Origin of the sequence: Campylobacter sp. CFSAN093249 (assembly GCF_011067895.1) — a bacterium.
GTDB lineage: Bacteria > Campylobacterota > Campylobacteria > Campylobacterales > Campylobacteraceae > Campylobacter_D > Campylobacter_D jejuni.
Genome location: NZ_JAAMWM010000006.1, coordinates 61,081 through 87,266 on the forward strand (window position 1 = coordinate 61,081; position 26,186 = coordinate 87,266).

The window sequence follows — 26,186 nt, forward strand, 5'->3', positions numbered from 1 at the left end:
CTATTTTTTCAAAAAATAACTAGTTTATATGAAATTTTGGCTAAAATTATAAAAATTTTTCAAGGAATAAGCATGAAAAGAATAGTTGTTAAAGTGGGTTCTCATGTGATTAGCGAAGAAAACACTTTAAGTTTTGAGCGTCTTAAAAATTTAGTCGCATTTTTAGCTAAACTCATGGAAAAATATGAAGTAATTTTAGTAACCTCGGCGGCTATTTCGGCAGGACACACCAAACTAGATATCGATAGAAAAAACCTTATTAATAAACAAGTTTTAGCTGCTATTGGACAACCTTTTTTAATCAGTGTTTATAACGAGCTTTTAGCCAAATTTAACAAACTAGGCGGACAAATTTTACTTACAGGCAAGGATTTTGACTCTAGAAAAGCTACCAAACACGCAAAAAATGCTATCGATATGATGATAAATTTAGGAATTTTGCCTATTATCAATGAAAATGACGCTACAGCTATAGAAGAAATTGTCTTTGGTGATAATGATAGTTTAAGTGCTTATGCTACGCATTTTTTTGATGCGGATTTGCTTGTGATTTTAAGCGATATTGATGGATTTTACGATAAAAATCCTAGTGAATTTAGTGATGCAAAGCGTTTAGAAAAAATCACTTATATTAAAGAAGAATGGCTACAAGCAACCATAAAAACAGGTAGTGAGCACGGAACAGGTGGTATAGTAACCAAACTTAAGGCAGCTAAATTTTTACTTGAACACAATAAAAAAATGTTTTTAGCAAGTGGCTTTGATTTAAGTGTGGCAAAGACATTTTTATTAGAAGATAAACAAATAGGTGGAACTTTGTTTGAGTGATTAATTTATTAAATTCTCTTTTAAAATCAAATAAGCTATAATTAAAACTTTTAATTTCACACAAAGCGAAAAAATGAAAAAAATTATTTTTATGGGCACTCCATCTTACGCAACTTGTATTTTAAAAGCACTAGTAGAAAATGAAAATTTTAAACTCGTAGCACTTTTTACTCAGCCTGATAAAGCCGTAGGTAGAAAGCAAATTTTAACTCCAAGTGATACTAAGGCTTTTTTAAGTCAAAATTATCCTAGTATTCCTATTTTTACTCCAAGTTCTTTAAAAGATAAAAATATTATAAGAGAGATTAAGGATTTAAATCCTGATTTTATCGTGGTTGCTGCCTATGGAAAAATTTTACCTAAAGCCATTTTGGATTTAGCGCCTTGTGTGAATTTGCATGCTTCTTTACTTCCAAAATACCGTGGTGCCAGTCCGATCCAAAGTGCGATTTTAAACAAAGATGAAAAAAGTGGAGTTTGCACCATGCTCATGGAAGAAGGGCTTGACACAGGTGCTATACTTGAAAGCTTAGAATGTGATATAAAAGATAAAAATTCAAGTGAAGTTTTTGAACTTTTAGCAAATTTGGCCGCTAAGCTCATCCTCTCTACTCTTTTAAATTTCGATAAAATCACCCCTAAAAAACAAGAGGAAAGTCTAGCAACACTTTGTAGAAAAATCAAAAAAGAAGATGGGCTTATAAATTTGCAAAATGCAAGAGAACTTTATCAAAAATATCTAGCTTTCACCCCTTGGCCTGGAGTTTTCTTGGAAAATGGACTTAAATTCTTAGAACTTGAACTTGTGGATGAATTAAAACAAAATGCTAAGATGGGTGAAATTTTAGAATTAGAAAAAGAAAGTTTTTTGCTTGCTTGCAAACAAGGAGTTTTGCGTATTAAAAAACTTCAAGAAAGTGGAAAAAAAGCTCTTGATGGCAGGACTTATTTAAATGGAAAAAGGCTTAAAAGTGAAGATAGTTTGTGTTGAAAGTATAGACTCAACTCATCTTTTTTTATGCGAGCAAATACGCAATGGAAAGATTGATGAAAATTTTGCTATTTATGCTTTAGAACAAACAAATGGAGTTGGAAGTAGGGAAAATTCTTGGCAAAGCTCTAAAGGAAATTTACATCTTTCTTTTTGTATTAAAGAAGAAGATTTACCAAAAGATTTACCTTTAGCTTCTGTGAGTATTTATTTTGCTTATTTACTTAAAGAAGTTTTACAAGAAAAAGGTTCTAAAATTTGGCTTAAATGGCCTAACGATCTATATTTAGATGATAAAAAAGCTGGAGGAGTTATAAGTGCTAAAATTTCAAATTTTATCATAGGCGGTATGGGTTTAAATCTTAAATTTGCACCCCAAAATACAGCTTTATGCGATATAGAAATTTCGCTTAAAGATTTAGTGAGTGAGTTTTTGCAAAAAGTAGAAAAAAAAATTTTATGGAAGAATATTTTTAGCAAGTATATGTTAGAATTTGAAAAATCAAGAAAATTTAGCGTCCATCATGAAGGTAAAGTTTTTTCACTTGAAAATTCTTTTTTGTACGAAGATGGTTCAATTTTACTAGGCGATAAAAGGGTGTATAGTTTAAGATGAGCGAAATTATTACAATAGCAAATCAAAAAGGTGGAGTAGGAAAGACTACAACAGCAGTAAATTTAGCCGCTTCTTTGGCTGTGGCTGAAAAAAAAGTACTTTTGATTGATGTTGATCCACAAGCTAATGCGACTACAGGGCTTGGTTTTAATCGTAATAATTATGAGTATAATATTTACCATGTTTTTATAGGAAGAAAAAAGCTTTCAGATATTATTTTAAAAACAGAATTGCCACAACTTCATTTAGCTCCTTCAAATATAGGTCTTGTAGGTATAGAACAAGAGCTTGCTAAAGGTGAAAATAATGAGAAAAAAATGTTACTTAAAAATCAAATTCAAGAAGTAATTGATGAGTATGATTTTATTATTATTGATTCTCCACCTGCTCTTGGAAGTATTACTATAAATGCTTTTGCAGCAAGTGATAGCGTAATTATCCCTATACAGTGTGAATTTTATGCGCTTGAGGGTGTAGCTATGGTTTTAAATACAATTAAAATTATCAAAAAAACTATTAATTCTAAACTCAGGGTTCGTGGATTTTTACCGACAATGTATAGCTCTCAAAATAATCTTTCTAAAGATGTTGTAGATGATTTGAAACAAAATTTTAAAAAACAACTTTTTACTATTAATGGAAACGAAGATGACTTTATTGTGATCCCTCGCAATGTAAAACTTGCAGAAAGTCCAAGTTTTGGAAAGCCTATAATTCTTTATGATATTAAATCGCCAGGTTCTGTTGCTTATCAAAATTTGGCGTATTCTATATTAGGATAATTATAATGGGGTTAAATAAAGATAGGGGTTTAAGTAGTTTAATCAGTGATATGGATACTGTTTATAGCAAAGAATTGGGTTTTGATAAAAATCAAAGCACTATGATAGAAATTGATCAAATTTCACCCAATCCATTTCAGCCAAGAAAGAATTTTGATCAAGAAGCTTTAGATGAGCTTGCTAATTCTATCAAAGAATTTGGACTTATTCAGCCTATTATTGTATTTAAAAAAAATAATAAATTTATTTTAATTGCTGGGGAACGTCGCTTAAGAGCAGTGAAAGCATTAGGAAAAAAAGAAATTCTAGCTTTTATTGCTGATATTGATGAGAATAAACTTAGAGAATTGGCTCTTATTGAAAATATACAAAGAGAGAATTTAAACCCTATTGAACTTGCTAATTCTTATAAGGATTTGATGCAAGTTCATAAGATTACTCAAGAGAATTTAGCAGAACTTATTCATAAGTCTCGTACTCAAATAACAAATACTTTAAGACTTCTGAATTTAGATATTAGAACTCAAGAGTTGATTGCTTCTGGAAAAATTTCTCAGGGTCATGCTAAAGTTTTGGTTGGTTTAGATCAAAAAGATGAAAAAATGTTGGTTGATAGCATAATAGGTCAAAAACTTAATGTTAGAGATACTGAAAAAATAGTTAAAAAAATAAAAAATAATGAAAGCTTACCTAATCAAGAATTTGAAGATGAAATAAAAAAATTAAAACAAATACTAAATCGCTTTGGATTTGACTGCAAAAATAAAAATAATGATTTTGTAATTCATTTAGAAAATATTGATAAAATTAAAAAATTAATCAAAATGCTTGAAAAGTTTTAACCAAAATCTTAGCTTTTTTATGGTAAAATAGTCCTTCAAAAATTCTAACCAAGGAGAATTATGTTTGAAGATATGCATCCTTCCATAATGCTTGCTACTATAGCTATTTTTTTGGCTATGATAGTTATTTTAAATAGTATGCTGTATAAGCCGCTTTTAAAATTTATGGATGAAAGAAATGATTCTATAAAAAATGATGAGAATAAAGTAAAAGAAAATTCTCAAGAAGTTTTATGTGTGAATGATGAATTAGAAGTTATTCATATTAACACTAGAGAAGAAATTCAAAAAATCAAACAAAGTGCTATAGCTGCTGCTAAAGAAGAGGCAGAGCAAATTCTTAGAAGCAAGAAAGAAGAATTAGAAAGAAAAATGGCCAGCTTTTATGCAGATTTAGCTATTCAAAAAAAAGAGTTACAAGAACATTTAAACATACATTTACCTGAGCTTAAGCAAGCTTTGCAAAATAACATAAAGAAAATTTAAGAGGAGAGAAATGAGTAAGTTATTATTTATTATATTTTTGCTACCTTTGTATGCTTTTGGTGCATCAAACGATAGTGGAGAATATGATATTATTCCAAGGACTATTAATTTTCTAATTTTTGTGGGTATATTGTATTATTTTGTTGCAACTCCATTTAAAAATTTTTACAAAAACCGTATTGTAAAAATTTCTTCTAAACTTGATGAAATTCAAAAAAAACTTTTAGAAAGTAAAGCTAAGAAATTAGATACGATGAAAAAACTTGAAGAAGCTAAGGCAAGTGCTGCTGCCGCTTTAATTACAGCAAAAAAAGAAGCTGAAATCTTAGTTAAAAATATTAAGAAAGAAACTCAAGATGAGTTAGATTTACTTCAAAAACATTTTGAGGAACAAAAAGATTATGAATTTAGAAAAATGGAAAAAGAATTAGTATCAAATACTTTAAATGAAATTTTTTCTGATCCAAATATGACATTAAAACAGAGTGAAATAATAGAACTTATGATGAAGAAGGTATCTTAAATATGGAAAATATAATTGCAAGAAGATATGCAAAAGCGATAGCTTCAAGAGCTGATATAAATGATTTTTATCAGAATTTGTGTATTTTAAATTCTGCTTTTGTTTTGCCAAAATTTAAAAATATTATAGAATCTAATGAGATTAAAAAAGAAAGAAAAATGGAATTTCTTGATTCTTTTCTTGATATTAAAAATTCTAGTTTTCAAAATTTTTTAAGACTTTTGATTGAAAATTCAAGATTAGAATGCATTCCTCAAATAGTTAAAGAACTTGAAAGACAAAAAGCTTTTAAAGAAAATATTTTTGTTGGTATTGTATATTCTAAAGAAAAATTAAGTCAAGAAAATCTTAAAGATCTTGAAGTCAAACTTAACAAAAAATTTGATGCAAATATTAAACTAAATAATAAAATCAGTCAAGATGATAGTGTTAAAATAGAATTAGAAGAATTAGGTTATGAACTTTCTTTTTCTATGAAAGCTCTTCAAAATAAGCTAAACGAATATATATTGAAAATTATCTAAGGAGAAAAAGTAAATGAAATTTAAAGCTGATGAGATCAGTTCAATAATCAAAGAAAGAATTGAAAATTTTGATTTAAATCTTGAAATTGAAGAAACAGGAAAGATTATTTCTGTAGCTGATGGTGTTGCTAAGGTATATGGACTTAAGAATATTATGGCTGGAGAAATGGTAGAATTTGAAAATGGTGATAAAGGAATGGCCTTAAACCTTGAAGAGTCGAGTGTAGGTATTGTTATACTTGGAAAAGGAGAAGGTTTAAAAGAAGGTGCTTCTGTAAAAAGACTTAAGAAATTACTTAAAGTTCCAGTAGGTGAGGCTTTGATTGGCCGTGTTGTAAATGCTTTAGGTGAGCCAATTGATGCTAAAGGTGTGATCAATGCTAATGAATATCGTTTTGTTGAAGAAAAAGCAAAAGGTATTATGGCGAGAAAAAGTGTTCATGAGCCTTTACATACAGGAATTAAAGCTATTGATGCGCTTGTGCCAATTGGTCGTGGTCAAAGAGAGCTTATCATAGGTGATAGACAAACAGGTAAAACTACCGTTGCTGTTGATACTATTATATCTCAAAGAGGTCAAGGAGTTATCTGTATATATGTTGCAATTGGTCAAAAGCAAAGTACAGTGGCACAAGTGGTTAAAAGACTAGAAGAACATGGTGCTATGGAATATACTATTGTTGTAAATGCCGGTGCTTCAGATCCTGCGGCTTTACAGTACTTAGCTCCATATACTGGTGTAACCATGGGTGAATTTTTTAGAGACAACGCAAAACATGCTTTAATTGTTTATGATGATTTGAGCAAGCATGCTGTAGCTTATCGCGAAATGTCTTTGATTTTACGTCGTCCCCCAGGTCGTGAAGCTTATCCAGGCGATGTTTTTTACCTTCATTCAAGATTGCTTGAAAGAGCAAGCAAGCTAAATGATGAATTAGGTGCTGGTTCTTTGACGGCATTGCCGATAATTGAAACACAAGCAGGAGATGTTTCTGCTTATATTCCAACTAATGTTATTTCAATTACAGATGGACAAATTTTCTTAGAAACTGATTTATTTAACTCAGGAATTCGTCCCGCAATTAATGTTGGTTTATCAGTATCTCGTGTAGGTGGGGCTGCTCAAATTAAAGCTACAAAACAAGTTTCAGGCACATTAAGACTTGACCTTGCTCAATATAGAGAGCTTCAAGCTTTTGCACAATTTGCTAGTGATTTAGATGAGGCAAGTAGAAAACAACTTGAACGTGGACAAAGAATGGTTGAACTCTTAAAACAACCACCTTATTCTCCGCTTAGCGTTGAAAAACAAGTAGTTTTAATTTTTGCAGGAACCAAAGGTTTCTTAGATGATATTGCTGTTTCTAGAATTAAGGAATTTGAAGATGGAATTTATCCTTTTATTGAGGCAAAACATCCAGATATTTTTGAGCAAATTCGCTTTAAAAAAGCTTTAGATTCTGATTTGGAAGAAAAACTAGCTAAAGCCATTAATGAGTTTAAAGCAAATCATTTATAAGGTCTTTTATGTCTAATTTAAAAGAAATTAAAAGAAAAATTAAAAGTGTTCATAACACTCAAAAGACTACAAATGCTATGAAGCTAGTTTCTACTGCTAAGTTAAAAAAAGCAGAAGAAGCAGCTAAAAGATCAAAAATTTATGCACAAAAAATCGATGAAATTTTGAGTGAAATTTCATTTCAGATCAATAAAATTGTTCACAATGAAGATGATGTGCGTTTATCTTTGTTTCATAAAAAAGAACAAATTAAAACCGTAGATTTAATATTTATCACTGCAGATAAAGGCTTATGCGGTGGTTTTAATATTAAGACTTTAAAAACAGTAAGTGAAATGCTAAAAGAATATGAAGCAAAAAATATTAATATTCGTCTTAGAGCTATAGGTAAAACTGGGATTGAATATTTTAATTTTCAAAAAATAGAATTGTTAGAGAAATATTTCCATCTTAGTTCTAGTCCTGATTATGAGAAAGCATGTGAAGTAATTCATGCTGCTGTAGATGATTTTTTAAATAGAAATACAGATGAAGTGATTTTAGTTCATAATGGTTATAAAAATATGATTACCCAAGAACTTAAAATTAATCATCTTATTCCAGTTGAACCAAAGAGTATTGAACAGACTCATAATTCTCTTTTAGAGCTTGAACCAGAAGGAACTGAGCTTTTAGAAGATTTAATGAAAACATATTTTGAGTATAATATGTATTATGCGTTAATCGATTCTTTGGCGGCAGAGCATAGTGCAAGAATGCAAGCTATGGATAATGCAACTAATAACGCAAAGGCAAGAGTGAAACAACTAAATTTAGCTTATAACAAAGCAAGACAAGAATCTATTACCACTGAGCTTATAGAAATTATCAGTGGTGTTGAATCAATGAAATAGTAAATTTTAAGGAGAAGATAAATAATGCAAGGATTTATTTCACAGGTATTAGGTCCGGTTGTTGATGTAGATTTTAACGACTATTTACCTCAAATTAATGAAGCAATTGTTGTAAATTTTGAAAGCGAAGGAAAAAAACATAAACTTGTTTTAGAAGTAGCAGCTCATTTAGGAGATAATAGAGTTAGAACTATTGCTATGGATATGACAGATGGTTTGGTAAGGGGTTTAAAAGCTGAGGCTTTAGGTGCTCCTATTAGTGTTCCTGTTGGTGAGAAAGTTTTAGGAAGAATTTTCAATGTTACTGGAGATTTGATCGATGAAGGTGAAGAAATTTCTTTTGATAAAAAATGGGCAATTCATAGAGATCCACCAGCTTTTGAAGATCAAAGCACAAAAAGTGAGATTTTTGAAACAGGGATTAAAGTTGTGGATTTACTTGCTCCTTATGCAAAAGGTGGTAAAGTAGGTCTTTTTGGTGGTGCAGGTGTTGGTAAAACTGTTATTATTATGGAGCTTATTCACAATGTTGCATTTAAGCATAGCGGCTATTCTGTATTTGCAGGTGTGGGTGAGAGAACTCGTGAAGGAAATGACCTTTATAATGAAATGAAAGAAAGTAATGTTTTAGACAAAGTTGCTCTATGTTATGGACAAATGAATGAACCACCAGGGGCAAGAAATCGTATTGCTTTAACAGGTTTAACAATGGCTGAGTATTTTAGAGATGAAATGGGTCTTGATGTGCTTATGTTTATTGATAATATCTTTAGATTTTCACAATCAGGTTCTGAAATGTCAGCACTTTTAGGAAGAATTCCATCAGCTGTGGGTTATCAACCAACCCTAGCAAGTGAAATGGGCAAATTCCAAGAAAGAATTACTTCAACTAAAAAAGGCTCAATCACTTCAGTTCAAGCTGTTTACGTTCCAGCTGATGACTTAACCGACCCAGCTCCAGCAACTGTTTTTGCTCACTTAGATGCTACAACGGTTTTAAATAGAGCTATTGCTGAAAAGGGTATTTATCCTGCAGTTGACCCACTTGACTCAACTTCAAGAATGCTTGACCCAAATATCATTGGAGAAGAACATTATAAAGTTGCTCGTGGTGTTCAATCAGTGCTTCAAAAATACAAAGATTTACAAGATATCATCGCCATTTTAGGTATGGATGAGCTTAGCGAAGAGGATAAACTTGTAGTTGAAAGAGCAAGAAAGATTGAAAAATTCTTATCACAACCATTTTTCGTTGCAGAAGTTTTCACAGGTAGCCCAGGAAAATATATAAGCCTTGAAGATACAATAGCAGGATTTAAGGGAATTTTAGAAGGTAAATATGATCATTTACCAGAAAATGCTTTCTATATGGTTGGAAATATAGATGAAGCTATTGCAAAAGCGGATAAATTAAAAGGTTAATTTATGAACGATTTGATTAATTTCGAGATAGTTACGCCTTTGGGTGTAATCTATCAAGGAGAAGTAAAATCTGTTACTTTACCGGGTAGTGAAGGAGAATTTGGCGTGCTTAAAGGACATGCTGCTTTGGTTTCTTCTTTAAAATCTGGAGTAATTGATATTGAAAAAGCTGATTTAAATCATGAATTAATTGCTATTGATGCTGGACATGCAAAGGTAGATGAAGATAAGATTTGCGTGTTAGCAAAGGGTGCGGTTTGGGTTTGTGGAAGTGATGAAAGTGAGATTGAAAAAAATCTTGCTCAAGCAAAAGATTTGATTAAATCTATGAGTTCTGATAATGCAGCTTTAGCAGCAACTTTTTCAAAACTTGATAATGCAAGGATGCATTAATGAATTTTGAAGCTATATTTCATTTTTTCAATAGTTCAAGTATTATTACTTATATAGTTTTATTATGGCTTTCTTTATATTTTATTTTAGCATTTAGTATTTTGTTTGCTAGATTGACTTATTTGGCTACATGGAGAAATAAAGAAAAAGAAAGTTTAGAAATTTTGCTCTTGGGTGAGAAGGATTTAAGTCGTACTGATTCGATTTTAAGAAAATGCAATGATACAACTTCAAATCATTTAGAAATCTATAAAAATTTAGCAAGTCGCCGCGCTTCTGCTGGACTTACTTGGCTTAGTATTATTGCTTCAACTTCACCTTTTATAGGTCTTTTTGGGACAGTTATTTCTATACTTGAAACTTTTGGTGGGCTTGGAACTCAAAATTCTTTAAGTATCATAGCTCCTAAAATCAGTGAGGCTTTAGTTGCTACAGGTTGTGGTATTTTAGTAGCAATTCCTGCTTATACATTTCATCTCATCATTAAAAGAAAAGCTTTTGAACTTTTAAGCATTATTGATAGCGAGATTAAAGTTATAAGTTCGAGTAAATAAGGTTAAAAATGCCATTTGATGATGAAAAACCTGAACTTAATATCACACCTTTAGTAGATATTATGCTTGTATTGCTTGCGATTTTAATGGTAACAGCTCCAAGCATTACTTATGAAGAAAAAATTAATCTTCCACAAGGTAGTCAAAAAAATACTAGCGCTCCAACTGTTAAGAGTTTAATTATTAGTATTAATGCAAAAAAAGAAATTTTTTTAAATCAAGAAAAATACGATTTTATAAGTTTTGCTGACAATCTTGCTCAAAGAAAAGCACAATTTAATACCGAAGATCCGGTTTTTATACGCGCTGATAAAAGCTTAAAATATGACGATGTTATTTCAGTCTTAAGAAGTGTAAAAAATTTAGGATTTAATAAAGTTGCTTTACAGACTGAATAATCATGAAAAATTATGGTTTGAGTAATTTAAATTCGTTTTTACTTGCTTTAGCAATATATATTAGTATAGTAATTCTTGTTTTTTTTAGACTTGTAAGCGAGGTTGAACCTGCTATACAATATACTGATATAAAAGATAGTTTTGTAGATATTGAACTTGCTGAACCATCAAAACAAGTTATTACTCAAAGCAACACTCCTAAAGAAATACAAAAACCAACAGAGCAAATTGATATAGAAAAGCTTTTTGCTCAGACTACAAATAAAACAGTTAAAACTGAAGATATTGACCAAAAGGCAAGTAATTTTAATGAGCTTTTTGGAAATATTAAAGAAATACAAGAAGAAAAGACTACAAAAATTCAATCAAGTGCTAAATCAGGAATTTCTAGTGCCCCAAAACCTCAAGCTTCTGAACTTGTAAAACAACTTAATGATAGCTTGCTTCAAGAAGAAAGTTCAACACAAGGTGAAAGTACAAAGGCACAAAAAATTGGAATTTATGATGAATTTTTAGGGAAAGTTGTGCGTATTATCACTCAAAGATGGACTCAGTATTATCCAAATAGTGAAAAAATTTCTGTTAAGGTAAAAATTTTTATTGATGAAAATGGAAAATTTGGCTATACTTCAGTTGAAAAAAGTGGGAATCCTTTATATGATGCTAAAGTGGCTGAATTTTTAGAAAGTCAAAAAGGTAAATTTATTACTTATCCTCCGCAAAATAAAAATATAAGCATTACCATGAATTTAAGAGATGAAGTAAAAGTTAAAAATGATTAGGAGAAAAAAATGAAAAAAATTGTAGCAATTTTTTTAGTCTTTTTAGGAAGTCTTTGGGCAGAAGATCCAGTGATTGATGTTGTTAATTCTGGTGTAGTTTTACCAAAGATTATTGTTAAAGACAATTCAAATTTAAGTGATGAGAATTTAAAGAAAAGCTTTTATAATATCATTGTGAACGATTTGAAAGTAAGTTCAAACTTTGAAGTTGTTGCTAATGCAACTGAAACAAGTAATTATACTTTTGAATACGCTTTAAATAAAAATGGTAACACTTTGAGTTTAAATGTAAAAATAAAAGCTGGCGGTTCTGATAAGTCAGAGCAAACTTATACTTTAAATGGTTTAGAGCAATATCCATTTTTGGCACATAAAAGCGTCAAAGCTTCTGTAAATGCGTTAGGACTTGCACCTGTTGATTGGATGGATCATAAAATTTTGATCGCGAGAAATTCCAGCTCTAAGAAAAGTCAAATTATTATGGCTGATTATACTTTAACTTATCAAAAAGTTATTGTTGATGGTGGGCTTAATTTATTTCCAAAATGGGGAAATAAAGAACAAACTCTATTTTATTATACAGCTTATGATCATGATAAGCCAACTTTATACCGTTATGATTTAAATACCAATAAAGCTAGTAAAATTTTATCAAGCGGCGGTATGGTTGTAGCAAGTGATGTGAGTGTAGATGGAAGTAAACTACTTGTTACCATGGCTCCAAAAGATCAGCCTGATATTTATTTATATGACTTAAATACCAAAAATCTAACACAATTAACTAATTATTCTGGTATTGATGTTAATGGAAATTTTATTGGCTCAGATGATAGTAAAGTGGTATTTGTAAGCGATCGTTTGGGATATCCTAATATTTTTATGCAAGATTTAAATAGTAATAGTGCTGAACAAGTTGTTTTTCATGGTAGAAACAATTCGGCTGTTTCGACTTATAAAGATTTTTTGGTTTATTCAAGTCGTGAACCAAATCAAGCAGGTGTTTTTAATATTTATTTGATGTCAATTAATAGTGATTATATTCGTCAACTTACAGCAAATGGAAAAAATTTATTTCCAAGATTTTCTAGTGACGGTGGAAGTATAGTATTTATCAAATATTTAGGTGCGCAAAGTGCTTTAGGTGTTATTCGTGTAAATGCAAATAAGACTTTTTATTTTCCTCTTAGGGTTGGAAAAATTCAATCAATTGATTGGTAAAAATTTCAATTTTAGGTTAAAATTAATTAAAAATTAGATATAATAGTAAGAATTTATTAACTTTGAAAGGTCATAAATGAAAAAAATTCTTTTTATTTCAATTGCAGCTCTTGCAGTTGTTATTAGTGGTTGTAGCACAAAAAGCACTAGCGTAAGCGGTGATAGTAGTGTTGATTCAAATCGTGGTTCAGGTGGAAGTGATGGTTGGGATATTGATTCAAAAATTTCTCAACTTAATGATACTTTAAATAAAGTATATTTTGATTTTGATAAATTCAACATTCGTCCTGATATGCAAAATGTTGTAAGCGCAAATGCTAATATTTTTAACACTGAAGTAAGCGGTGTAAGTATTACTGTTGAAGGAAACTGCGATGAGTGGGGAACCGATGAATATAACCAAGCTCTAGGTTTAAAAAGAGCAAAAGCTGTAAAAGAAGCTTTAATCGCTAAAGGTGTAAATGCTGATAGAATTGCTGTTAAAAGCTATGGAGAAACAAATCCTGTGTGCACTGAAAAAACTAAAGCTTGCGATGCGCAAAATAGACGTGCTGAATTTAAATTATCAAGATAATTAATGAAAAAAATATTCACAGTAGCTCTTCTTGGAGCTACTTTACTTTATGCAGAAAGCTCAGCTTTTGGTGCAGGAGATATAACAAGCAATTCTTCTTATGGTTTAACTTCAAATGAAAAATTATTTAAAGAAAAGTTAGATAATTTAAATAATGAAAATATACAAACAAATGCTAGAATTAATGAAATTAACGAAAGAATCGAGGGTTTACAAAGCACTTTAGAAGGTATAAATTCTCAATATGCTAAATCAAATTCTAGATTAAGTCAAGTTGAAGAGAATAATCAAAATATTGAAAATAATTTTACTAGTGAAATTCAAAAATTAAAGGCTTATGTTGAAGAAAGTAGAAAAATTCAAGAAGCTAATAATAAGCAAGTAAAAAAAGTTTTAGCCGAACTTAGTTCTTTAGTAGATGCTATTAATGCAAATTATGTTTCTAAAAACGAATTAAATGATGCAAATTTAAGCGTTAAAACTATTACACCTAGTGTTGTTGTTTCAACTACAGATTCAAATAGTACCATTGAAAACAATAATACTCAAAATACCCAAGATGATAAAGCAAAACAAATTGATGAATCTTGGAAAAAGAAAAAAAATAATGAAATTTTAGAATTAGCGATAAAAGATGTTGATAAAAATGCTTTTGAAGATTCCAAAGCAAAATTAAATTTTCTCATAACAAAGCAGTATAAACCTGCAAGAGCAAATTTTTGGTTAGGGGAGATCGAGTATAAACAAAAAAATTATAACAATGCTATTGTTTATTATAAAAAAAGTTCTTCTTTGAGTACAAAAGGAGATTATTTCCCAAAACTTTTATATCATACTGCCATTTCATTGGATAAAACAGGTGATACAAAAACAGCAAATGGTTTTTATAAAGCTTTAAAAACTAATTATCCAAATTCACCCGAAGCAAAAGCTTCACCTAATAGAAAATAAATTAAGGAGATAAAATGGCTATAGAAAAAAATAGTGTAGTTTCAATGTTTTATGAGTTAAAAGATGCAAATACAAATGAAGTTTTAGAATCAAATTTATATTCTCAACCTATTTCTTTTATTTTAGGCAAAGGTCAGATTTTAGAAAGCTTAGAAGAAGAAGTGATGAAGCTTGATTGCCCTAGCAATGCTGATGTGGTAATTAAAAAAGAAAAAGGTTTAGGCGAATACGATGAAAATGCCGTTCAAACTTTACCAAAAGAGCAATTTGCAGGTATTGATTTAAAAGTAGGTATGGAGCTTTTTGGCGAAGGCGAAAATGGCGAAACCGTTCGTGTAACTGTAAAAGAAATTGGTGAAAATGATGTCACAATTGATTATAATCATCCTTATGCGGGTCGTGATTTGCTTTTTTCTTTAAATATCGTAGATGCTAGAGCTGCGAGTGAAGATGAAATTCTTACAGGTATTATCGCAGGAAGTCATAGTTGTGGTTGTGGAAGCGGACATGGACACGATCATCATCACGGACATGGACATGGTGGCGGCGGTTGCTGTGGTGGTGGCGGTTGCGGTTGTCATTAATGAATGCTGCGTTTATATTTCCAGGTCAAGGCTCTCAAAGTCTTGGCATGGGAAAAGATTTTTATGAAAACTCTATAAAAGCCAAAGAACTCCTTCAAAACGCAAGTGATTTTTGTAAGATTGATTTTAAACATTTGCTTTTTGAAGAAAACGAAAAACTCAATCAAAGTGAATTTACTCAACCCGCCATCGTTTTAAATTCCTTAATGGCTTATAGTGTTTTACTTGAAAAAAAACCTGATTTAAGTTCGAAATTTGCTTTAGGGCATTCTTTGGGAGAATTTTCAGCCTTAGCTGTCAATGGTGCTTTTGATTTTTTAGAGGCTCTTTCTTTGGTCAATAAAAGAGGGCTTTTCATGCAAGAAGATTGTGCAAAAGTTGAAGCAGGTATGATGGTGGTTTTGGGGCTTGATGATGAAAAGGTTGAAGAGCTTTGTCAAAAAGCACAAAAAGAAAACAAGCAAATTTTCGCTGCAAATTATAACTGCGATGGACAAATCGTTGTAGCAGGTTTAAAACCTGATTTAACAAGTTATGAAAGTGTATTTAAAGAAGCAGGAGCTAAAAGAGCTATGCTTTTAAATATGAGCGTGGCAAGTCATTGTCCTCTTTTGGAAAATGCTTCAGCTAAGCTTTGTGTGGAGCTTGAAAAGGTGTTAAAACCAAATTTTAAAGCCGTAATTTCTAATGCAAATGCCAAAATTTATACAAGCAAAGAAGAAGCCCTTGAGCTTTTAAAAGCACAACTTATCTCTCCTGTGCTTTATAAACAAAGCATTAAGGCATGTGAAAATGAAGTAGATTATTTCATAGAATTTGGCGCAAGTGTGCTTAAGGGTTTGAATAAAAAAATCACTTCAAAAGAAACTTATGCTTTAACAAATATGAATGATATTGATGAATTTTTAAAGGTTGTATGATGAAAATAGCAATTTTAGGAGCCATGAGTGAAGAAATCACTCCTTTGCTTGAAACACTTAAAGATTATACGAAAATAGAACACGCTAACAATACTTATTATTTTGCAAAGTATAAAAACCATGAACTTGTTTTAGCGTATTCTAAAATTGGCAAGGTAAATTCTACTCTTAGTGCTAGTGTGATGATAGAAAAATTTGGCGCACAAGCTTTGCTTTTTACAGGAGTTGCAGGTGCTTTTAATCCTGAACTTGAAATTGGCGATTTGCTTTATGCAACAAAATTAGCTCAATACGATCTTGATATTACTGCTTTTGGACATCCTTTGGGCTTTGTTCCAGGTAATGAAATTTTTATCAAAACCGATGAGAAATTAAACAATCTTGCTTTAGAAGTTGCTAAGGAATTAAATATCAAACTGCGTGCAGGCATTATTGCAACGGGTGATGAGTTTATTTGCGATGAAGCAAAAAAAGCAAAAATTAGAGAAATTTTCAATGCGGATGCTTGTGAAATGGAAGGCGCAAGCGTGGCTTTGGTTTGTGATGCTTTAAAGGTGCCTTGTTTTATCTTAAGAGCTATGAGTGATAAAGCAGGGGAAAAGGCTGAATTTGATTTTGATGAGTTTGTGATCAATTCAGCTAAAATTTCAGCCAATTTTGTGCTTAAAATGTGCGAGAAATTATGATAAATCTTAGCAAAAAACTCATACGCCAAGTTGCACAAGCTAATGCTAAATTTGGACTTATTAAAGATGGAGATAGGGTTCTTTTAGGGCTTAGTGGCGGGAAAGATTCTTTGGCTTTAGCCCATCTTTTAAATCGTATGCAAGCTCACGCTCCTTTTAAATTTGAACTTGAAGCGGTAACTTTGAGTTATGGTATGGGCGAGGATTATTCTCATCTTCATGCACATTGTGAAGAACACGGCATTAAACATAGCGTGCTTGATTCAAATATTTATGAAGTTTCAGGCGATACCATAAGAGAAAATTCAAGTTTTTGTAGTTATTTTTCGAGAATGCGTCGTGGAGCTTTATATACTTACGCTCTTGAAAAAGGTTTTAACAAGCTTGCTATAGCTCATCATTTAGATGATGCAGCAGAAAGCTTTTTTATGAATTTTATTCATAATGGAGCTTTAAGAACCTTAGCGCCTATTTATCAAAGCAAACGCGGTATAACTGTGATACGCCCTTTGATTTTTGTGCGAGAAAGACAGCTTAGGGATAATGCTACGCAAAATGAACTTAGCGTGATAGGAAATGAATTTTGTCCTGGTATGAAACTCAGCGAAAAAAATGTGAAATTTCCACACGCTAGAGAAGAAGCTAAACAGCTTTTAGCAAATTTAGAAAAAGATCATCCTAAGCTTTTTACAAGCTTAAAAACTGCTTTTACAAATTTACACACAGAAAGTTTTTGGCTTCAAAAGGCATAAAAGCATGAAAAAAGCTTTTGTTTTAGTGGATTATCAAAATGATTTTATTGATGGAAGTTTAGGTTTTGATAAGGCTTTAAAAATCAAAGAAAATATTCTTAAAGCCTTAAATCAAATCGATTTTAATAACACGCATTTGCTTTTAACCTATGATACGCATGATGAGCATTATCTACAAAGTAAAGAAGGTTTAAATTTACCTGTAAAACATTGCATTAAAGAGAGTTTGGGTTGGCAAATGCCAAAGGAATTTGAACCTTTTTTACAAAAAGCTCATAAAATTTTTTATAAAAATACTTTTGGTAGCTTAGAATTAGCTAATTTCATACAAAAAAGTGATTATGAAGAACTTCATTTTGCAGGGCTTGTTTCTCATATTTGTGTGTTTTGTAATATTATTTTAGCTTTTGGTGCTAAGCCTAATGCAAGGATAATTTTACACCAAAATTTAAGTGCAAGTTTTGATGAAAATTTAGAAAAATCCGCTTTTGATATACTTAGGGCTTATGGTATTGAAATTGTTTAATGCAAGGCTTTATACTTCATACTCAAAAAGTTAAAGATGAGGATTTGATTGTTTATATTTTAAGTCCTAAAATGCTTATTAAGGCTTATCGTTTTTATGGACTTAGACATTCTAGTATTTTAAGCGGCTATAAAATCGACTTTGCTTTAGAAGAAAATCCTAGTTTTTTACCAAGACTTAAAGATGTATTGCATTTGGGATTTTTATGGATTATGCAAAGGGATAAAATGCTTATTTGGCAAGAATTTATCCGTCTTTTATATAGGCACTTAAAAGATGTAGAAGAGCTTGATAGTTTTTATTTTGATTTACTTGATGAGTGTGTGAAAAGGTTTGAAAAACAAAATCCAAAGCGTGTTATTGTTGATGCTTATTTAAAAATTTTGGAATTTGAAGGAAGATTGCATAAAGATTTTTTTTGTTTTGCCTGTGATGAGAAAATTCAAAATTCCATTACATTGCTAAGGGCTTTTTTACCTTCGCATTCTCAATGTGCTTTAGGATTTGAGTTTGAAGAGAAAAAACTAAAACAATTTTATAGTAGTAAAAATTGTGCGATTTTTGATGATGAAGAAATAGAAAATTTATATCATTTGATTAAGGAAGGTTTATGATATTAAGTGATGAAAAATGTGATTTTTTAGAATCTATAGCAAGTTTTTTAAGTCCTAAAGATGTGGAGCTTGTCTTTGTGGATAGTAAAGAAATGCAAGAAATTAACTTAGAGCAAAGAAAACAAGATAAAACCACTGATGTACTTTCTTTTCCACTTGAAAATATCGATGAGAGTTTGCCTTTGGGTTCTGTTGTGATCAATGTGGATTTGGCAAAAGAAAAGGCTAAAGAGTTAGGGCATAGCTATGAAGAAGAAATAAGCTTGCTTTTTATCCACGCTATGCTTCATTTGTTAGGTTTTGATCATGAAAATGATAATGGAGAAATGAGAGAAAAAGAGAAAGAACTTATAGAGCATTTTAATTTACCTAAAAGTTTGATTGTAAGGACTTTGGAAGATTAAGTAAGATTTTTTTCAAGGGCTAGAAGACTTGCGCTTTATATTTTAAATATATGAGTAAAAATATTAAAAAAAATCATTTTTGCCGATTTACTTTAGAATAAAATTTATTCCAAGGTGATAAAGATGATAGTATTTCCTCTAAGCTCTTTTAATAGATATTTTGGAAACAATCCTTTGCAAACACTTACCAAAATAAGAGATGAAAGTATTGAAAATGGAAATCCCGAGCTTACAAAAAAACAAAGAGAAGAATTAGGTAATGATTTGATAGATTTGTATAAGATTTCTAAAAAATTCAGCGATAAAATAGAATTAGTCGAGGGTTCAATAGAAGATAAGCTTAGAAACAATGAATTACCAGAATCAGAAGTTAAAAATTTATTTCAATGGATGGATGAAAATGCTAAACACCCTCGTTGGATGCATATTGATGGCGTGAGTTATGATGAAGCTTATGTTAAAATTTTTCACACAAGCAAAAGTATAGATGAATTTAAAGAAAAATATCTTGAGCTTCAAAAAAAATATTTTGTTGATTTTAACAATATTGATTCATCGCAGAAAAAACTGCAAGAAACTTCAGAAGAAGACAAAAAAGCTTTCAAACCTATACAAGTAGAAAGTAAAAGCGAAACCTACAAAGATGATAATACAAGAAATGAGCTTTTAAGAAAACTACTAGAAACTAAATTTGGCACAAGCGATGAGCTAGAAATTCTTTTTGGTATGAATTTTAGCAATGATAATGCAGGGGAATTTAATAAAATTCTTTCTCAAAACACTTCAGCAAAAATTATAGATATTAAGGCTTAAGATTTTTTAAATTATAAAAATCAATCAAGTTAAACTAAAAAATTCTTCTATTTTTTTTCGCATTTCTTCGACATTGTCGATACGATTAACGGTATCTCTAAAGGCTGAAGCGTCTTTATGCCCTTTAGAATACTCGTGTAAATGCTTGCGAAATATACTTACGCCTTGATCTTTGTAGTGTTTTATCATTTCATCAAAATGAGTGAGTATGATTTCTTTTTTGAGTTTTTCATCTACACTTTTACCGCTTTTGATTTCATAAAATATCCAAGGATTTCCTACGCTTGCACGCCCTATCATGAGTCCATCACATTTTGTGATTTTATAAACTTCTTTAGCGTTTTGTGCGTTAATATCGCCATTTGCAATCACAGGAATTTTCACGCTCGCTTTAGCACTAGCAATGGATCCATAATCGGCTTTTCCGCTATAAAGCTGTTTTCTTGTGCGTCCGTGGATACTTATAAAATCCACCCCCAAGCTTTCACAAATTTTAGCCATTTTTTCAGGATATTTTTCATTAAATCCTAGTCGAAATTTCACACTTGTAAGGCTTTTTTTATTGTTTTCTTTAATCACTCCTACAAGATTTTTAAAAAGCTCTAAATTTTCTAGCAAAGCACTGCCAGCACATTGTTTAACAACTTTATTTACAGGGCAACCGCAATTAAAATCGATCCCATCTACAAAATCCATTTCATTTAGCATTTGCACTGCTTTTTTTAGCACTTCTTTATCTCCACCTGCAATTTGGACTATATAGGGATTTTCTAATTCAGCTCTTTCTAGCATATGTAAAGTTTTAGAACTTTCATAAACTAAGGCATTAGAACTTATCATTTCACTTATGGTAATATCAGCACCAAATTTTTTTACTACATTACGAAAAGGCAGATCTGAAAAACCTGCCATAGGGGCTAAAAACAGGGGTTTTTTGCTAAAATCTATCATTGTATGAGTTGATTTAGATTGATTTTGATATTTTTTTCACGCAAGGCTAAAAAGGCTTTAAAATCATTAAATTTTTTATCATCATTGTGAATTTGTTCTCTTAACTCATCTAAAAGTCCAAATTCAGCCAAAAGATATAAATATGCTCTTAAAGCTTCGCTTTTTTCATTTTTAATTTTGTTAAAAATTCCTAAAATAGCATCAGGATTTAAAAGTTTAGTACTTAGTTTTGCTGCATTAAGATAGTCTTTTTCGCTTAATATGTTGTGTGAAAGTAAAACTTCATATTCTGCTACACTAAGTTCTAAATTTCCTTCTTTAAAACGCTTGATAAGTGTGAGAACTTCAGAAGGCTTTTTAGGGATTTTTACATTTTTAATTTGCTCATAACTAGCTTTTTCTATAAGAGTGTTAAAAGCAATTTCTTCAAATTCATCTTTGATTTCATTAAGGTTTTTAAGTTTGTTATAGGCATAATTTGCATCATTTTTGAGATGATTTTTTTCATTTTGCAAATATAAAACATTGTTATTTTCGAGTTTAAATTTGCTAAGGTTAAAAAATTCGTTTTTATTTAAACCATCAATAAGATCTAAAATTTCATTGATTTTATTTGAGTGTGGAATTTTTTCATGTGTTTTTATGGTTTTAAAAAGTTGTGCTACAGATCTAAATTCTTTTGTTTGAAAAGTGGTTTTAAGATCTTTTTCAAGGAGTAAATCTTGAGTATAAGCTTCAAATTTAGCTGCATCTTTAAAAAAATGCTTAAATTTTAAATAACGCAAAAATCCATAAAATGCTATGTGTAAAACGGCTAAAATCATATAAATAAATAAAGGAATAACAAGCCATATCATAATAGGTAGTTCAAAGGTATAAGTGCTGATATTTAGAGTATAGCTTCCTAGTTCTAGATGCCAAGCAAAGGCAAAAATAAGTGCTATATAAATAAAACTTGCAAGTAAGAAGAGTTTAATTTTCATGTTTTTTTCCTTGTTCTGCAATTTGACGGCAAGTGATACAATATCTTGCGTGAGGTTTGACTTTTAGTCTTTGAGAGTCGATTTCATCATCGCAAGATTCGCAAATTCCATAAGTGCCGTTTTTGATTTTATCTAAAGAATCTTCGATTTCTATAAGTTCTTCTTTGAGATTGGTGCTGATAGCAAAGTCAATTTGAGAGCCTGTTTCTATAACAGAAAAATCTACACTATCGCTTGGGACGCTATTGTGAAGAGCTTCGATTTCATTTGAATTGCTTTGCAAATTTTCTAAGATGGCTTTTTTTCTTTCTTCTAAAATATTTTTGAAATTTTGTATTTCATTTTTTTTCATTTTAAAACTTTCTATTTGTGATAAGGGTGATTGTTGTTGATGCAAAATGCACGATAAATTTGTTCTAAAAGTAAGGTTTTAACAAATTGATGTGCTAAAGTAAGTTTGCTTAATGATAGTCTAAAATCCAAACTTTGATTAAATTCTTCTCTTAAACCATAAGCACCGCCTATAAAAAAACTTAATTCATTTTTATCTTGGATGAGTTTTGCAAATTCTATACTTGTAAGATCTTTCCCTTTTTCATCAAGAGCGATACAATAGCCTTTTTTATAAGGCATAAAAGCTTCTTCATAGCTTTTTTTTGCTTCTATGGCATTTAAATTTTGAGCTAAGGCTATTTTTTTATTAAAAACATTTATTTCTTTTAAAGTGGCGTATTTGGAGATGAGTTTAGAGTATTTCTCACTCCAAGTTTTAAATTCATCACTTTTTTGAATACAAAAGATATTAACTTGCAAATTATTTTCCACTAAAAAATTTTAGTACATCGCTAAGATATTGTTTTTGTTCTCCTCTTTCAACTATGGCATCTATAAGTCCATGTTCTAACAAGAACTCTGCTTTTTGAAAACCTTCAGGTAAATCTGCTCCTATAGTTTGTTTAATAACTCTTGCACCAGCAAAACCTACTAAAGCTTCAGGTTCAGCAATGATTAAATCTCCAAGCCAAGCAAAAGAAGCACTTACCCCACCCATAGTAGGATCGGTTAAAATGCTAATATAAGGAAGTTTTTCTTTGCTAAGAAGTTTAAGTGCAGCGCTAGTTTTGCTCATTTGCATTAAAGAATAAGTACTTTCTTGCATTCTAGCTCCACCGCTTGCACTTACGATGACAAGAGGGGTTTTGCTTGTGATGGCTCTTTGTATAGCTCTAACGATTTTTTCTCCTTCAACAGAACCTAAAGATCCGCCCATAAAAGAAAAATCAAATACAACAAGTTGGGTTTTTAAACCATTGATTTCACATTCTCCACTGATGACAGAACTTTTTCTACCTGTTTTACTTTCACCTTCGCTAAGGCGTTTTTTATAGGATTTACTATCAACAAATTTTAAAGGATCTATAGCTTCTAAATTTGCATCATACTCAATAAAACTGCCTTCATCGCTTAAAAGTTTAATACGTTCATCAGCTGAAATTCTCATGTGATAATTGCATTTAGGACAAACATTAAAACAAGATTCTATTTCTTTATAATACATCAAAGCATGACAACTTTGGCATTTTACCCAGTGATTTGGAGCTTCTTTAATACTAGGTTGTTGTCTTCTTATTTTTGAAAAAATATCTGCAAAATTCATAATATTCACCTAATTATTTTTTAAAAATTCCAAGATTATATCAAAAATTTTTTTGTCTTGGCTTAGGAGAAGGAAATTTTCATTTTTTTCTATATATAAATTTTGATGAATTGCTAAAGCAGCTGCTGTATCAAAAATTCGTGTTTTTCCAAGAATTAATACAAAACTAAAATACGAAGCATAAGCGAGACTTAAGGCTGTTGCACCCAAAGAGCGAAATTTTAATTGATTTTTTGTTAAAAAATCGAGAAGTTTTGGATAAAGTGAAATTTTTTCAACTATACCTATTTTAGAAAATAGATTAGGTGTTAAGGGTGAGTATTTTGGATCGGAAAGATTGGATTTAAAAGCTTGATTGTTATTAAAAGCAAAAATTTCTTGACTGACAAGATTGCAAACAAAAGCACTTTTTGCCTGATCTTTTTCCATAAGAGCTATAGAAGTTCCATAAAATGGTATTTTAGAAACAAAATTTGAACTTCCATCCAAAGGATCAAGAATCATTTGTTTTGGGCTAGCTTTTCCGATCAATCCGCTTTCTTCAGAAAAAATTTGTCCAAAACAACTAAGATATTTTATGAAAATTTGTTCACATTTTAAGTCAAGCTCATAGCCTTGATTTTTATCATAGCCTAATTTAGAGCAAAGTTTAAGATCATTTTGTGGGATATTGTTTAGATACTTGCGTATTTGCAAATTTGCATTCAAGCAAGCATCTAAAAATTCTTTCATTAAAAGCGTGTTCCAAGATTAAATTCAAAACTATTAGTATCATCACCTTTTTTATCATTAAGAGGTTTGGCAAATACAAGTTGTAAAGGTCCAATAGGTGTAATCCATTCAATGCCTATACCTGTACTCATTCTTTTTATTTCATCTAAATTTTTACGCCCTATCATACCATAATCAAAAAACACGCTACCACGAAGTTTGATTCTATCAATCAAAGGAAAACTAAGTTCTACGGAATTGGCAAAAGCTATGGTTCCGCCTATTTCATCTCCCCATTGATTTTTAGGACTTACTGTTCTGCTTTCAAAACCGCGTATCGATCTAATACCACCTAAATAAATTCTTTGGTTAATTGGTAAATAACCTTCATCCCATACTTTATAAAAACTCGCTTTATAGCGATAAATAAGATCATATCCTATATAGTCTTGCAAACCTTGATAAAAGTTAAATTTAGAGCTTGATGAAATAAATTCTTGATCTCCGCCAAGTCCAGCGTATTCTAAACTAGTTGAAGCAATAATACCTGATCGTGGCAGATAATAATCATCTGTATTGTTAAAGGTGATTGCTGGAGTTATAGAGCTTTTAATACTTTTGCCAAGTTCATATCCTGTTCTTAAAAGAGTTGGACTTAAGTGATATATATCGCTTTGTTCAAGATTATAAGTTAAGCTTACATTATAGTATCTTGCAAATTGGCGTCCAACTGTTATATCAAAGCCGTAATTTTTTTCTGAATAATTATCCCATTCATAGTCATTTGAATAAAGTGTTCCACCCAGACTATATTGACTATCAAGAACGCGTGGATTTACGAGACTAATCCTTCCCGATAAAGTATCATCGCTTTTATCTACGCTTACAGAGCTTTTTATTCCTGAACCAAAGATATTTGTATCCGATAAAGAAGCGTTAAGCAAAATACCATCGCTTGATCCATAGCCAATGCCTCCAGAAATAGCTCCTGTAGAAGCTTCTTTAACATCAACAATCAAATCAATATGTGTATCATCAACTTTTTCTTCTTTGATATTTACATCGTCAAAATAAGAAGTTCTTTTTAAAGCATTTTTTGACTCGCTTAAGTCTGTTCTATTGTATAAATTACCTTCTGTTATATATAATTCTCGGCGTATGACGCGATCTACGGTGCGTGAATTTCCTGAAATAATAACATTTCTTATATAAACTTTATCGTGAGGGATTACTTTAAATACAACGGTGGCTTCTTGAGTTTGATCATTTTTTTGAATATCAGGATAGACTTCTACAAACGCATAACCCAAATCAGCACTTTGTGTTTCTATGGTTTTAACATCTTTTCTAATGTCTTCGATATTGATAGTTTTGCCAGCGCTTGATCTTAAATCTTTTACGGTTTGTGCATTTTGCTTATCATCAAATAAAGGATTTTCTATGCTTATACTTTTAATTTTATAAGGCTTTCCTTCTTTGATAAAATAAGTCAAATTTGCTTGATAAGTATCTGTGTAGGTTTTAAGATAAGGGGAGGATACTTGAACATCTAAATATCCTTTTTTCATATATTCATCAGCAATTCTTGAACTATCGTTACTAAGTTCAAAAACTTTTAATTTTCCATCATTGCGTCCCCACATCCATCCCATAAATTCTTTTTCTTTGTTAACAACAGCAGGTTCTATATCAGAATATGAAAATTTCTTGGCTCCACTTAAATGAACATTATCAATAATGATATTTTCGCCACGATTTACTATAAATTCAAGCTCTAGTCCATCAGTATTTTCTAAAGTCTTTTTTTTGTATTCTATAATAGTATCAAAATAACTTTTTGCTTCATAATAAGCTTTAATGCGTTCAATAGCTTCTTTTATACTTCCTTCATCAAGTAGTGTACCTCTTTTAATCCCTAAAATACTTTCAACTTGTTTTCTATCATTGGAAGCTATACCTGTTATACTAACCTTTGCTATAGTTGGTTTTTCAGTAACTATAATTTCCAAAATTCCATTGTTGTTTTCTACTGCAATATTTTCGAAATAATTTTGTTTATAAAGATTAAGAATAGCAGTGTTGATTTTTGCAGGATTTATTTCCTCGCCTATTTTAAGCCCCGCGATATTTATAGCGCTTGTGTTCGATAAATGATTTAATCCGATAAATTTAATATCTTTAATGGTTGCTGCATTGGCCATAGCAACTAAAGCACAAATACTAATAAGATGTTTTTTCATTGATTTTTTACCTAAAGCTTTATTAAAAGCTGTATAATAGCAAAAAAAA

At 30.6% G+C, this 26,186-nt stretch carries 33 protein-coding genes; 26 read left to right on the forward strand and 7 right to left on the reverse strand.

Annotation, left to right across the window (positions count from 1 at the left end):
- The first annotated feature begins 72 nt into the window (after positions 1–72).
- From proB to FBF10_RS07075, 26 genes are all read left to right on the forward strand, one after another.
- Positions 73–828, forward strand: coding sequence for a glutamate 5-kinase (proB, locus tag FBF10_RS06950; RefSeq protein ID WP_020246820.1), 756 nt, complete (start codon positions 73–75; stop codon positions 826–828).
- 73 nt (positions 829–901) lie between these two features.
- Positions 902–1,819 (forward strand): methionyl-tRNA formyltransferase, encoded by a 918-nt coding sequence (fmt, locus tag FBF10_RS06955; RefSeq protein WP_002859775.1) that lies wholly within the window; start codon positions 902–904, stop codon positions 1,817–1,819.
- Positions 1,782–2,435 (forward strand): biotin--[acetyl-CoA-carboxylase] ligase, encoded by a 654-nt coding sequence (locus FBF10_RS06960; RefSeq protein ID WP_002859776.1) that lies wholly within the window; start codon positions 1,782–1,784, stop codon positions 2,433–2,435. Before fmt ends, FBF10_RS06960 begins: the two co-directional genes overlap by 38 nt.
- On the forward strand, positions 2,432–3,217 hold the full coding sequence (locus FBF10_RS06965; RefSeq protein ID WP_002851697.1) for an AAA family ATPase: 786 nt from the start codon (positions 2,432–2,434) through the stop codon (positions 3,215–3,217). Before FBF10_RS06960 ends, FBF10_RS06965 begins: the two co-directional genes overlap by 4 nt.
- Before the next feature lie 5 nt (positions 3,218–3,222).
- Positions 3,223–4,059, forward strand: coding sequence for a ParB/RepB/Spo0J family partition protein (locus FBF10_RS06970; RefSeq protein ID WP_002859778.1), 837 nt, complete (start codon positions 3,223–3,225; stop codon positions 4,057–4,059).
- A gap of 60 nt (positions 4,060–4,119) precedes the next feature.
- Positions 4,120–4,545 carry a FoF1 ATP synthase subunit B' gene (locus FBF10_RS06975; RefSeq protein ID WP_002859779.1) on the forward strand — a complete coding sequence of 142 codons (426 nt, stop codon included), beginning with the start codon at positions 4,120–4,122 and terminating at the stop codon, positions 4,543–4,545.
- A 10-nt stretch (positions 4,546–4,555) separates the two neighbouring features.
- Positions 4,556–5,068, forward strand: a complete 513-nt coding sequence (locus FBF10_RS06980) for a F0F1 ATP synthase subunit B (RefSeq protein WP_136696025.1) — start codon at positions 4,556–4,558, stop codon at positions 5,066–5,068.
- Between the two features lie 2 nt (positions 5,069–5,070).
- Positions 5,071–5,592: a F0F1 ATP synthase subunit delta gene (locus FBF10_RS06985; RefSeq protein ID WP_002934628.1), complete on the forward strand. Its 522-nt coding sequence runs from the start codon at positions 5,071–5,073 to the stop codon at positions 5,590–5,592.
- 13 nt (positions 5,593–5,605) lie between these two features.
- Positions 5,606–7,111 carry a F0F1 ATP synthase subunit alpha gene (gene atpA, locus FBF10_RS06990; protein ID WP_004308238.1) on the forward strand — a complete coding sequence of 502 codons (1,506 nt, stop codon included), beginning with the start codon at positions 5,606–5,608 and terminating at the stop codon, positions 7,109–7,111.
- 8 nt (positions 7,112–7,119) lie between these two features.
- A complete protein-coding gene (gene atpG / locus FBF10_RS06995) occupies positions 7,120–8,004 on the forward strand; it encodes an ATP synthase F1 subunit gamma (RefSeq protein WP_004308237.1) in 885 nt (294 codons plus the stop codon).
- A gap of 24 nt (positions 8,005–8,028) precedes the next feature.
- Complete coding sequence (gene atpD / locus FBF10_RS07000) at positions 8,029–9,426, forward strand: F0F1 ATP synthase subunit beta (protein WP_002852005.1); 1,398 nt, start codon at positions 8,029–8,031, stop codon at positions 9,424–9,426.
- 3 nt (positions 9,427–9,429) lie between these two features.
- A complete protein-coding gene (gene atpC, locus FBF10_RS07005; protein WP_002851752.1) occupies positions 9,430–9,819 on the forward strand; it encodes an ATP synthase F1 subunit epsilon in 390 nt (129 codons plus the stop codon).
- The gene (locus FBF10_RS07010; RefSeq protein WP_002859783.1) at positions 9,819–10,373 is read left to right on the forward strand and encodes a MotA/TolQ/ExbB proton channel family protein; all 555 of its coding nucleotides are present in this window, start codon (positions 9,819–9,821) and stop codon (positions 10,371–10,373) included. The genes atpC and FBF10_RS07010 overlap by 1 nt, the downstream gene beginning before the upstream one ends.
- A gap of 8 nt (positions 10,374–10,381) precedes the next feature.
- Positions 10,382–10,771 carry an ExbD/TolR family protein gene (locus FBF10_RS07015; protein ID WP_002866730.1) on the forward strand — a complete coding sequence of 130 codons (390 nt, stop codon included), beginning with the start codon at positions 10,382–10,384 and terminating at the stop codon, positions 10,769–10,771.
- A gap of 2 nt (positions 10,772–10,773) precedes the next feature.
- Positions 10,774–11,553, forward strand: a complete 780-nt coding sequence (locus FBF10_RS07020) for a TonB C-terminal domain-containing protein (protein ID WP_002859784.1) — start codon at positions 10,774–10,776, stop codon at positions 11,551–11,553.
- 9 nt (positions 11,554–11,562) lie between these two features.
- Entirely contained in the window at positions 11,563–12,771 is a 1,209-nt protein-coding gene (gene tolB / locus FBF10_RS07025) for a Tol-Pal system protein TolB (RefSeq protein ID WP_004308236.1), read from the forward strand.
- A 76-nt stretch (positions 12,772–12,847) separates the two neighbouring features.
- Positions 12,848–13,345, forward strand: a complete 498-nt coding sequence (gene pal, locus FBF10_RS07030) for a peptidoglycan-associated lipoprotein Pal (RefSeq protein ID WP_004308235.1) — start codon at positions 12,848–12,850, stop codon at positions 13,343–13,345.
- Positions 13,346–13,348: 3 nt separating this feature from the next.
- The gene (locus tag FBF10_RS07035; RefSeq protein ID WP_002851738.1) at positions 13,349–14,296 is read left to right on the forward strand and encodes a tetratricopeptide repeat protein; all 948 of its coding nucleotides are present in this window, start codon (positions 13,349–13,351) and stop codon (positions 14,294–14,296) included.
- Between the two features lie 14 nt (positions 14,297–14,310).
- Entirely contained in the window at positions 14,311–14,880 is a 570-nt protein-coding gene (locus FBF10_RS07040; protein ID WP_002851661.1) for a peptidylprolyl isomerase, read from the forward strand.
- Positions 14,881–14,927: 47 nt separating this feature from the next.
- On the forward strand, positions 14,928–15,800 hold the full coding sequence (locus FBF10_RS07045) for an ACP S-malonyltransferase (protein WP_240367372.1): 873 nt from the start codon (positions 14,928–14,930) through the stop codon (positions 15,798–15,800).
- On the forward strand, positions 15,797–16,486 hold the full coding sequence (gene pfs, locus FBF10_RS07050) for an aminodeoxyfutalosine nucleosidase (RefSeq protein ID WP_002859787.1): 690 nt from the start codon (positions 15,797–15,799) through the stop codon (positions 16,484–16,486). Before FBF10_RS07045 ends, pfs begins: the two co-directional genes overlap by 4 nt.
- Positions 16,483–17,238 carry a tRNA 2-thiocytidine(32) synthetase TtcA gene (locus tag FBF10_RS07055; protein WP_002857529.1) on the forward strand — a complete coding sequence of 252 codons (756 nt, stop codon included), beginning with the start codon at positions 16,483–16,485 and terminating at the stop codon, positions 17,236–17,238. The genes pfs and FBF10_RS07055 overlap by 4 nt, the downstream gene beginning before the upstream one ends.
- Before the next feature lie 4 nt (positions 17,239–17,242).
- Positions 17,243–17,764, forward strand: a complete 522-nt coding sequence (locus FBF10_RS07060; protein WP_002785057.1) for a cysteine hydrolase family protein — start codon at positions 17,243–17,245, stop codon at positions 17,762–17,764.
- Positions 17,764–18,378, forward strand: a complete 615-nt coding sequence (recO, locus tag FBF10_RS07065; protein WP_002851895.1) for a recombination protein RecO — start codon at positions 17,764–17,766, stop codon at positions 18,376–18,378. The genes FBF10_RS07060 and recO overlap by 1 nt, the downstream gene beginning before the upstream one ends.
- Positions 18,375–18,782: an rRNA maturation RNase YbeY gene (gene ybeY / locus FBF10_RS07070; protein ID WP_002851664.1), complete on the forward strand. Its 408-nt coding sequence runs from the start codon at positions 18,375–18,377 to the stop codon at positions 18,780–18,782. Before recO ends, ybeY begins: the two co-directional genes overlap by 4 nt.
- A gap of 123 nt (positions 18,783–18,905) precedes the next feature.
- Entirely contained in the window at positions 18,906–19,595 is a 690-nt protein-coding gene (locus FBF10_RS07075) for a hypothetical protein (protein ID WP_020246822.1), read from the forward strand.
- 24 nt (positions 19,596–19,619) lie between these two features.
- Here FBF10_RS07075 and FBF10_RS07080 read toward each other — a convergent pair whose 3' ends face one another.
- Genes FBF10_RS07080 through bamA form a run of 7 tightly spaced genes read right to left on the reverse strand, consistent with a single transcriptional unit; the run spans position 19,620 to position 26,137 of the window.
- Positions 19,620–20,546: a tRNA-dihydrouridine synthase gene (locus FBF10_RS07080; RefSeq protein WP_002823485.1), complete on the reverse strand. Its 927-nt coding sequence runs from the start codon at positions 20,544–20,546 to the stop codon at positions 19,620–19,622.
- Positions 20,543–21,529, reverse strand: coding sequence for a hypothetical protein (locus FBF10_RS07085; RefSeq protein WP_002888548.1), 987 nt, complete (start codon positions 21,527–21,529; stop codon positions 20,543–20,545). The genes FBF10_RS07080 and FBF10_RS07085 overlap by 4 nt, the downstream gene beginning before the upstream one ends.
- A complete protein-coding gene (gene dksA / locus FBF10_RS07090; RefSeq protein ID WP_002851949.1) occupies positions 21,519–21,881 on the reverse strand; it encodes a molecular chaperone DnaK suppressor DksA in 363 nt (120 codons plus the stop codon). The genes FBF10_RS07085 and dksA overlap by 11 nt, the downstream gene beginning before the upstream one ends.
- Before the next feature lie 11 nt (positions 21,882–21,892).
- Positions 21,893–22,342, reverse strand: coding sequence for a 23S rRNA (pseudouridine(1915)-N(3))-methyltransferase RlmH (locus FBF10_RS07095; RefSeq protein ID WP_002857335.1), 450 nt, complete (start codon positions 22,340–22,342; stop codon positions 21,893–21,895).
- Position 22,343: 1 nt separating this feature from the next.
- Positions 22,344–23,186 carry an acetyl-CoA carboxylase, carboxyltransferase subunit beta gene (accD, locus tag FBF10_RS07100; RefSeq protein WP_002857277.1) on the reverse strand — a complete coding sequence of 281 codons (843 nt, stop codon included), beginning with the start codon at positions 23,184–23,186 and terminating at the stop codon, positions 22,344–22,346.
- A 9-nt stretch (positions 23,187–23,195) separates the two neighbouring features.
- Positions 23,196–23,918: an inositol monophosphatase family protein gene (locus FBF10_RS07105; protein ID WP_002888545.1), complete on the reverse strand. Its 723-nt coding sequence runs from the start codon at positions 23,916–23,918 to the stop codon at positions 23,196–23,198.
- Positions 23,918–26,137 (reverse strand): outer membrane protein assembly factor BamA, encoded by a 2,220-nt coding sequence (gene bamA / locus FBF10_RS07110; protein ID WP_020246823.1) that lies wholly within the window; start codon positions 26,135–26,137, stop codon positions 23,918–23,920. Before bamA ends, FBF10_RS07105 begins: the two co-directional genes overlap by 1 nt.
- Positions 26,138–26,186 lie beyond the last annotated feature (49 nt).

Bases quoted from the DNA above. Each gene is read 5' to 3' on its own strand.
- FBF10_RS06960 (WP_002859776.1), top strand. From the start codon at position 1,782: ATGGAAAAAGGCTTAAAAGTGAAGATAGTTTGTGTTGAAAGTATAGAC.
- dksA (WP_002851949.1), bottom strand. From the start codon at position 21,881: ATGAAAAAAAATGAAATACAAAATTTCAAAAATATTTTAGAAGAAAGA.
- atpC (WP_002851752.1), top strand. From the start codon at position 9,430: ATGAACGATTTGATTAATTTCGAGATAGTTACGCCTTTGGGTGTAATC.
- recO (WP_002851895.1), top strand. From the start codon at position 17,764: ATGCAAGGCTTTATACTTCATACTCAAAAAGTTAAAGATGAGGATTTG.
- FBF10_RS06985 (WP_002934628.1), top strand. From the start codon at position 5,071: ATGGAAAATATAATTGCAAGAAGATATGCAAAAGCGATAGCTTCAAGA.
- pfs (WP_002859787.1), top strand. From the start codon at position 15,797: ATGATGAAAATAGCAATTTTAGGAGCCATGAGTGAAGAAATCACTCCT.
- FBF10_RS06970 (WP_002859778.1), top strand. From the start codon at position 3,223: ATGGGGTTAAATAAAGATAGGGGTTTAAGTAGTTTAATCAGTGATATG.
- ybeY (WP_002851664.1), top strand. From the start codon at position 18,375: ATGATATTAAGTGATGAAAAATGTGATTTTTTAGAATCTATAGCAAGT.
- FBF10_RS07045 (WP_240367372.1), top strand. From the start codon at position 14,928: ATGGGAAAAGATTTTTATGAAAACTCTATAAAAGCCAAAGAACTCCTT.
- FBF10_RS07075 (WP_020246822.1), top strand. From the start codon at position 18,906: ATGATAGTATTTCCTCTAAGCTCTTTTAATAGATATTTTGGAAACAAT.
- FBF10_RS07105 (WP_002888545.1), bottom strand. From the start codon at position 23,918: ATGAAAGAATTTTTAGATGCTTGCTTGAATGCAAATTTGCAAATACGC.
- FBF10_RS07015 (WP_002866730.1), top strand. From the start codon at position 10,382: ATGCCATTTGATGATGAAAAACCTGAACTTAATATCACACCTTTAGTA.
- fmt (WP_002859775.1), top strand. From the start codon at position 902: ATGAAAAAAATTATTTTTATGGGCACTCCATCTTACGCAACTTGTATT.
- tolB (WP_004308236.1), top strand. From the start codon at position 11,563: ATGAAAAAAATTGTAGCAATTTTTTTAGTCTTTTTAGGAAGTCTTTGG.
- atpD (WP_002852005.1), top strand. From the start codon at position 8,029: ATGCAAGGATTTATTTCACAGGTATTAGGTCCGGTTGTTGATGTAGAT.
- proB (WP_020246820.1), top strand. From the start codon at position 73: ATGAAAAGAATAGTTGTTAAAGTGGGTTCTCATGTGATTAGCGAAGAA.
- FBF10_RS07020 (WP_002859784.1), top strand. From the start codon at position 10,774: ATGAAAAATTATGGTTTGAGTAATTTAAATTCGTTTTTACTTGCTTTA.
- bamA (WP_020246823.1), bottom strand. From the start codon at position 26,137: ATGAAAAAACATCTTATTAGTATTTGTGCTTTAGTTGCTATGGCCAAT.
- accD (WP_002857277.1), bottom strand. From the start codon at position 23,186: ATGAATTTTGCAGATATTTTTTCAAAAATAAGAAGACAACAACCTAGT.
- FBF10_RS06965 (WP_002851697.1), top strand. From the start codon at position 2,432: ATGAGCGAAATTATTACAATAGCAAATCAAAAAGGTGGAGTAGGAAAG.
- FBF10_RS07060 (WP_002785057.1), top strand. From the start codon at position 17,243: ATGAAAAAAGCTTTTGTTTTAGTGGATTATCAAAATGATTTTATTGAT.
- FBF10_RS06980 (WP_136696025.1), top strand. From the start codon at position 4,556: ATGAGTAAGTTATTATTTATTATATTTTTGCTACCTTTGTATGCTTTT.
- FBF10_RS07010 (WP_002859783.1), top strand. From the start codon at position 9,819: ATGAATTTTGAAGCTATATTTCATTTTTTCAATAGTTCAAGTATTATT.
- pal (WP_004308235.1), top strand. From the start codon at position 12,848: ATGAAAAAAATTCTTTTTATTTCAATTGCAGCTCTTGCAGTTGTTATT.
- FBF10_RS06975 (WP_002859779.1), top strand. From the start codon at position 4,120: ATGTTTGAAGATATGCATCCTTCCATAATGCTTGCTACTATAGCTATT.
- FBF10_RS07080 (WP_002823485.1), bottom strand. From the start codon at position 20,546: ATGATAGATTTTAGCAAAAAACCCCTGTTTTTAGCCCCTATGGCAGGT.
- FBF10_RS07040 (WP_002851661.1), top strand. From the start codon at position 14,311: ATGGCTATAGAAAAAAATAGTGTAGTTTCAATGTTTTATGAGTTAAAA.
- FBF10_RS07085 (WP_002888548.1), bottom strand. From the start codon at position 21,529: ATGAAAATTAAACTCTTCTTACTTGCAAGTTTTATTTATATAGCACTT.
- FBF10_RS07055 (WP_002857529.1), top strand. From the start codon at position 16,483: ATGATAAATCTTAGCAAAAAACTCATACGCCAAGTTGCACAAGCTAAT.
- FBF10_RS07035 (WP_002851738.1), top strand. From the start codon at position 13,349: ATGAAAAAAATATTCACAGTAGCTCTTCTTGGAGCTACTTTACTTTAT.
- atpA (WP_004308238.1), top strand. From the start codon at position 5,606: ATGAAATTTAAAGCTGATGAGATCAGTTCAATAATCAAAGAAAGAATT.
- atpG (WP_004308237.1), top strand. From the start codon at position 7,120: ATGTCTAATTTAAAAGAAATTAAAAGAAAAATTAAAAGTGTTCATAAC.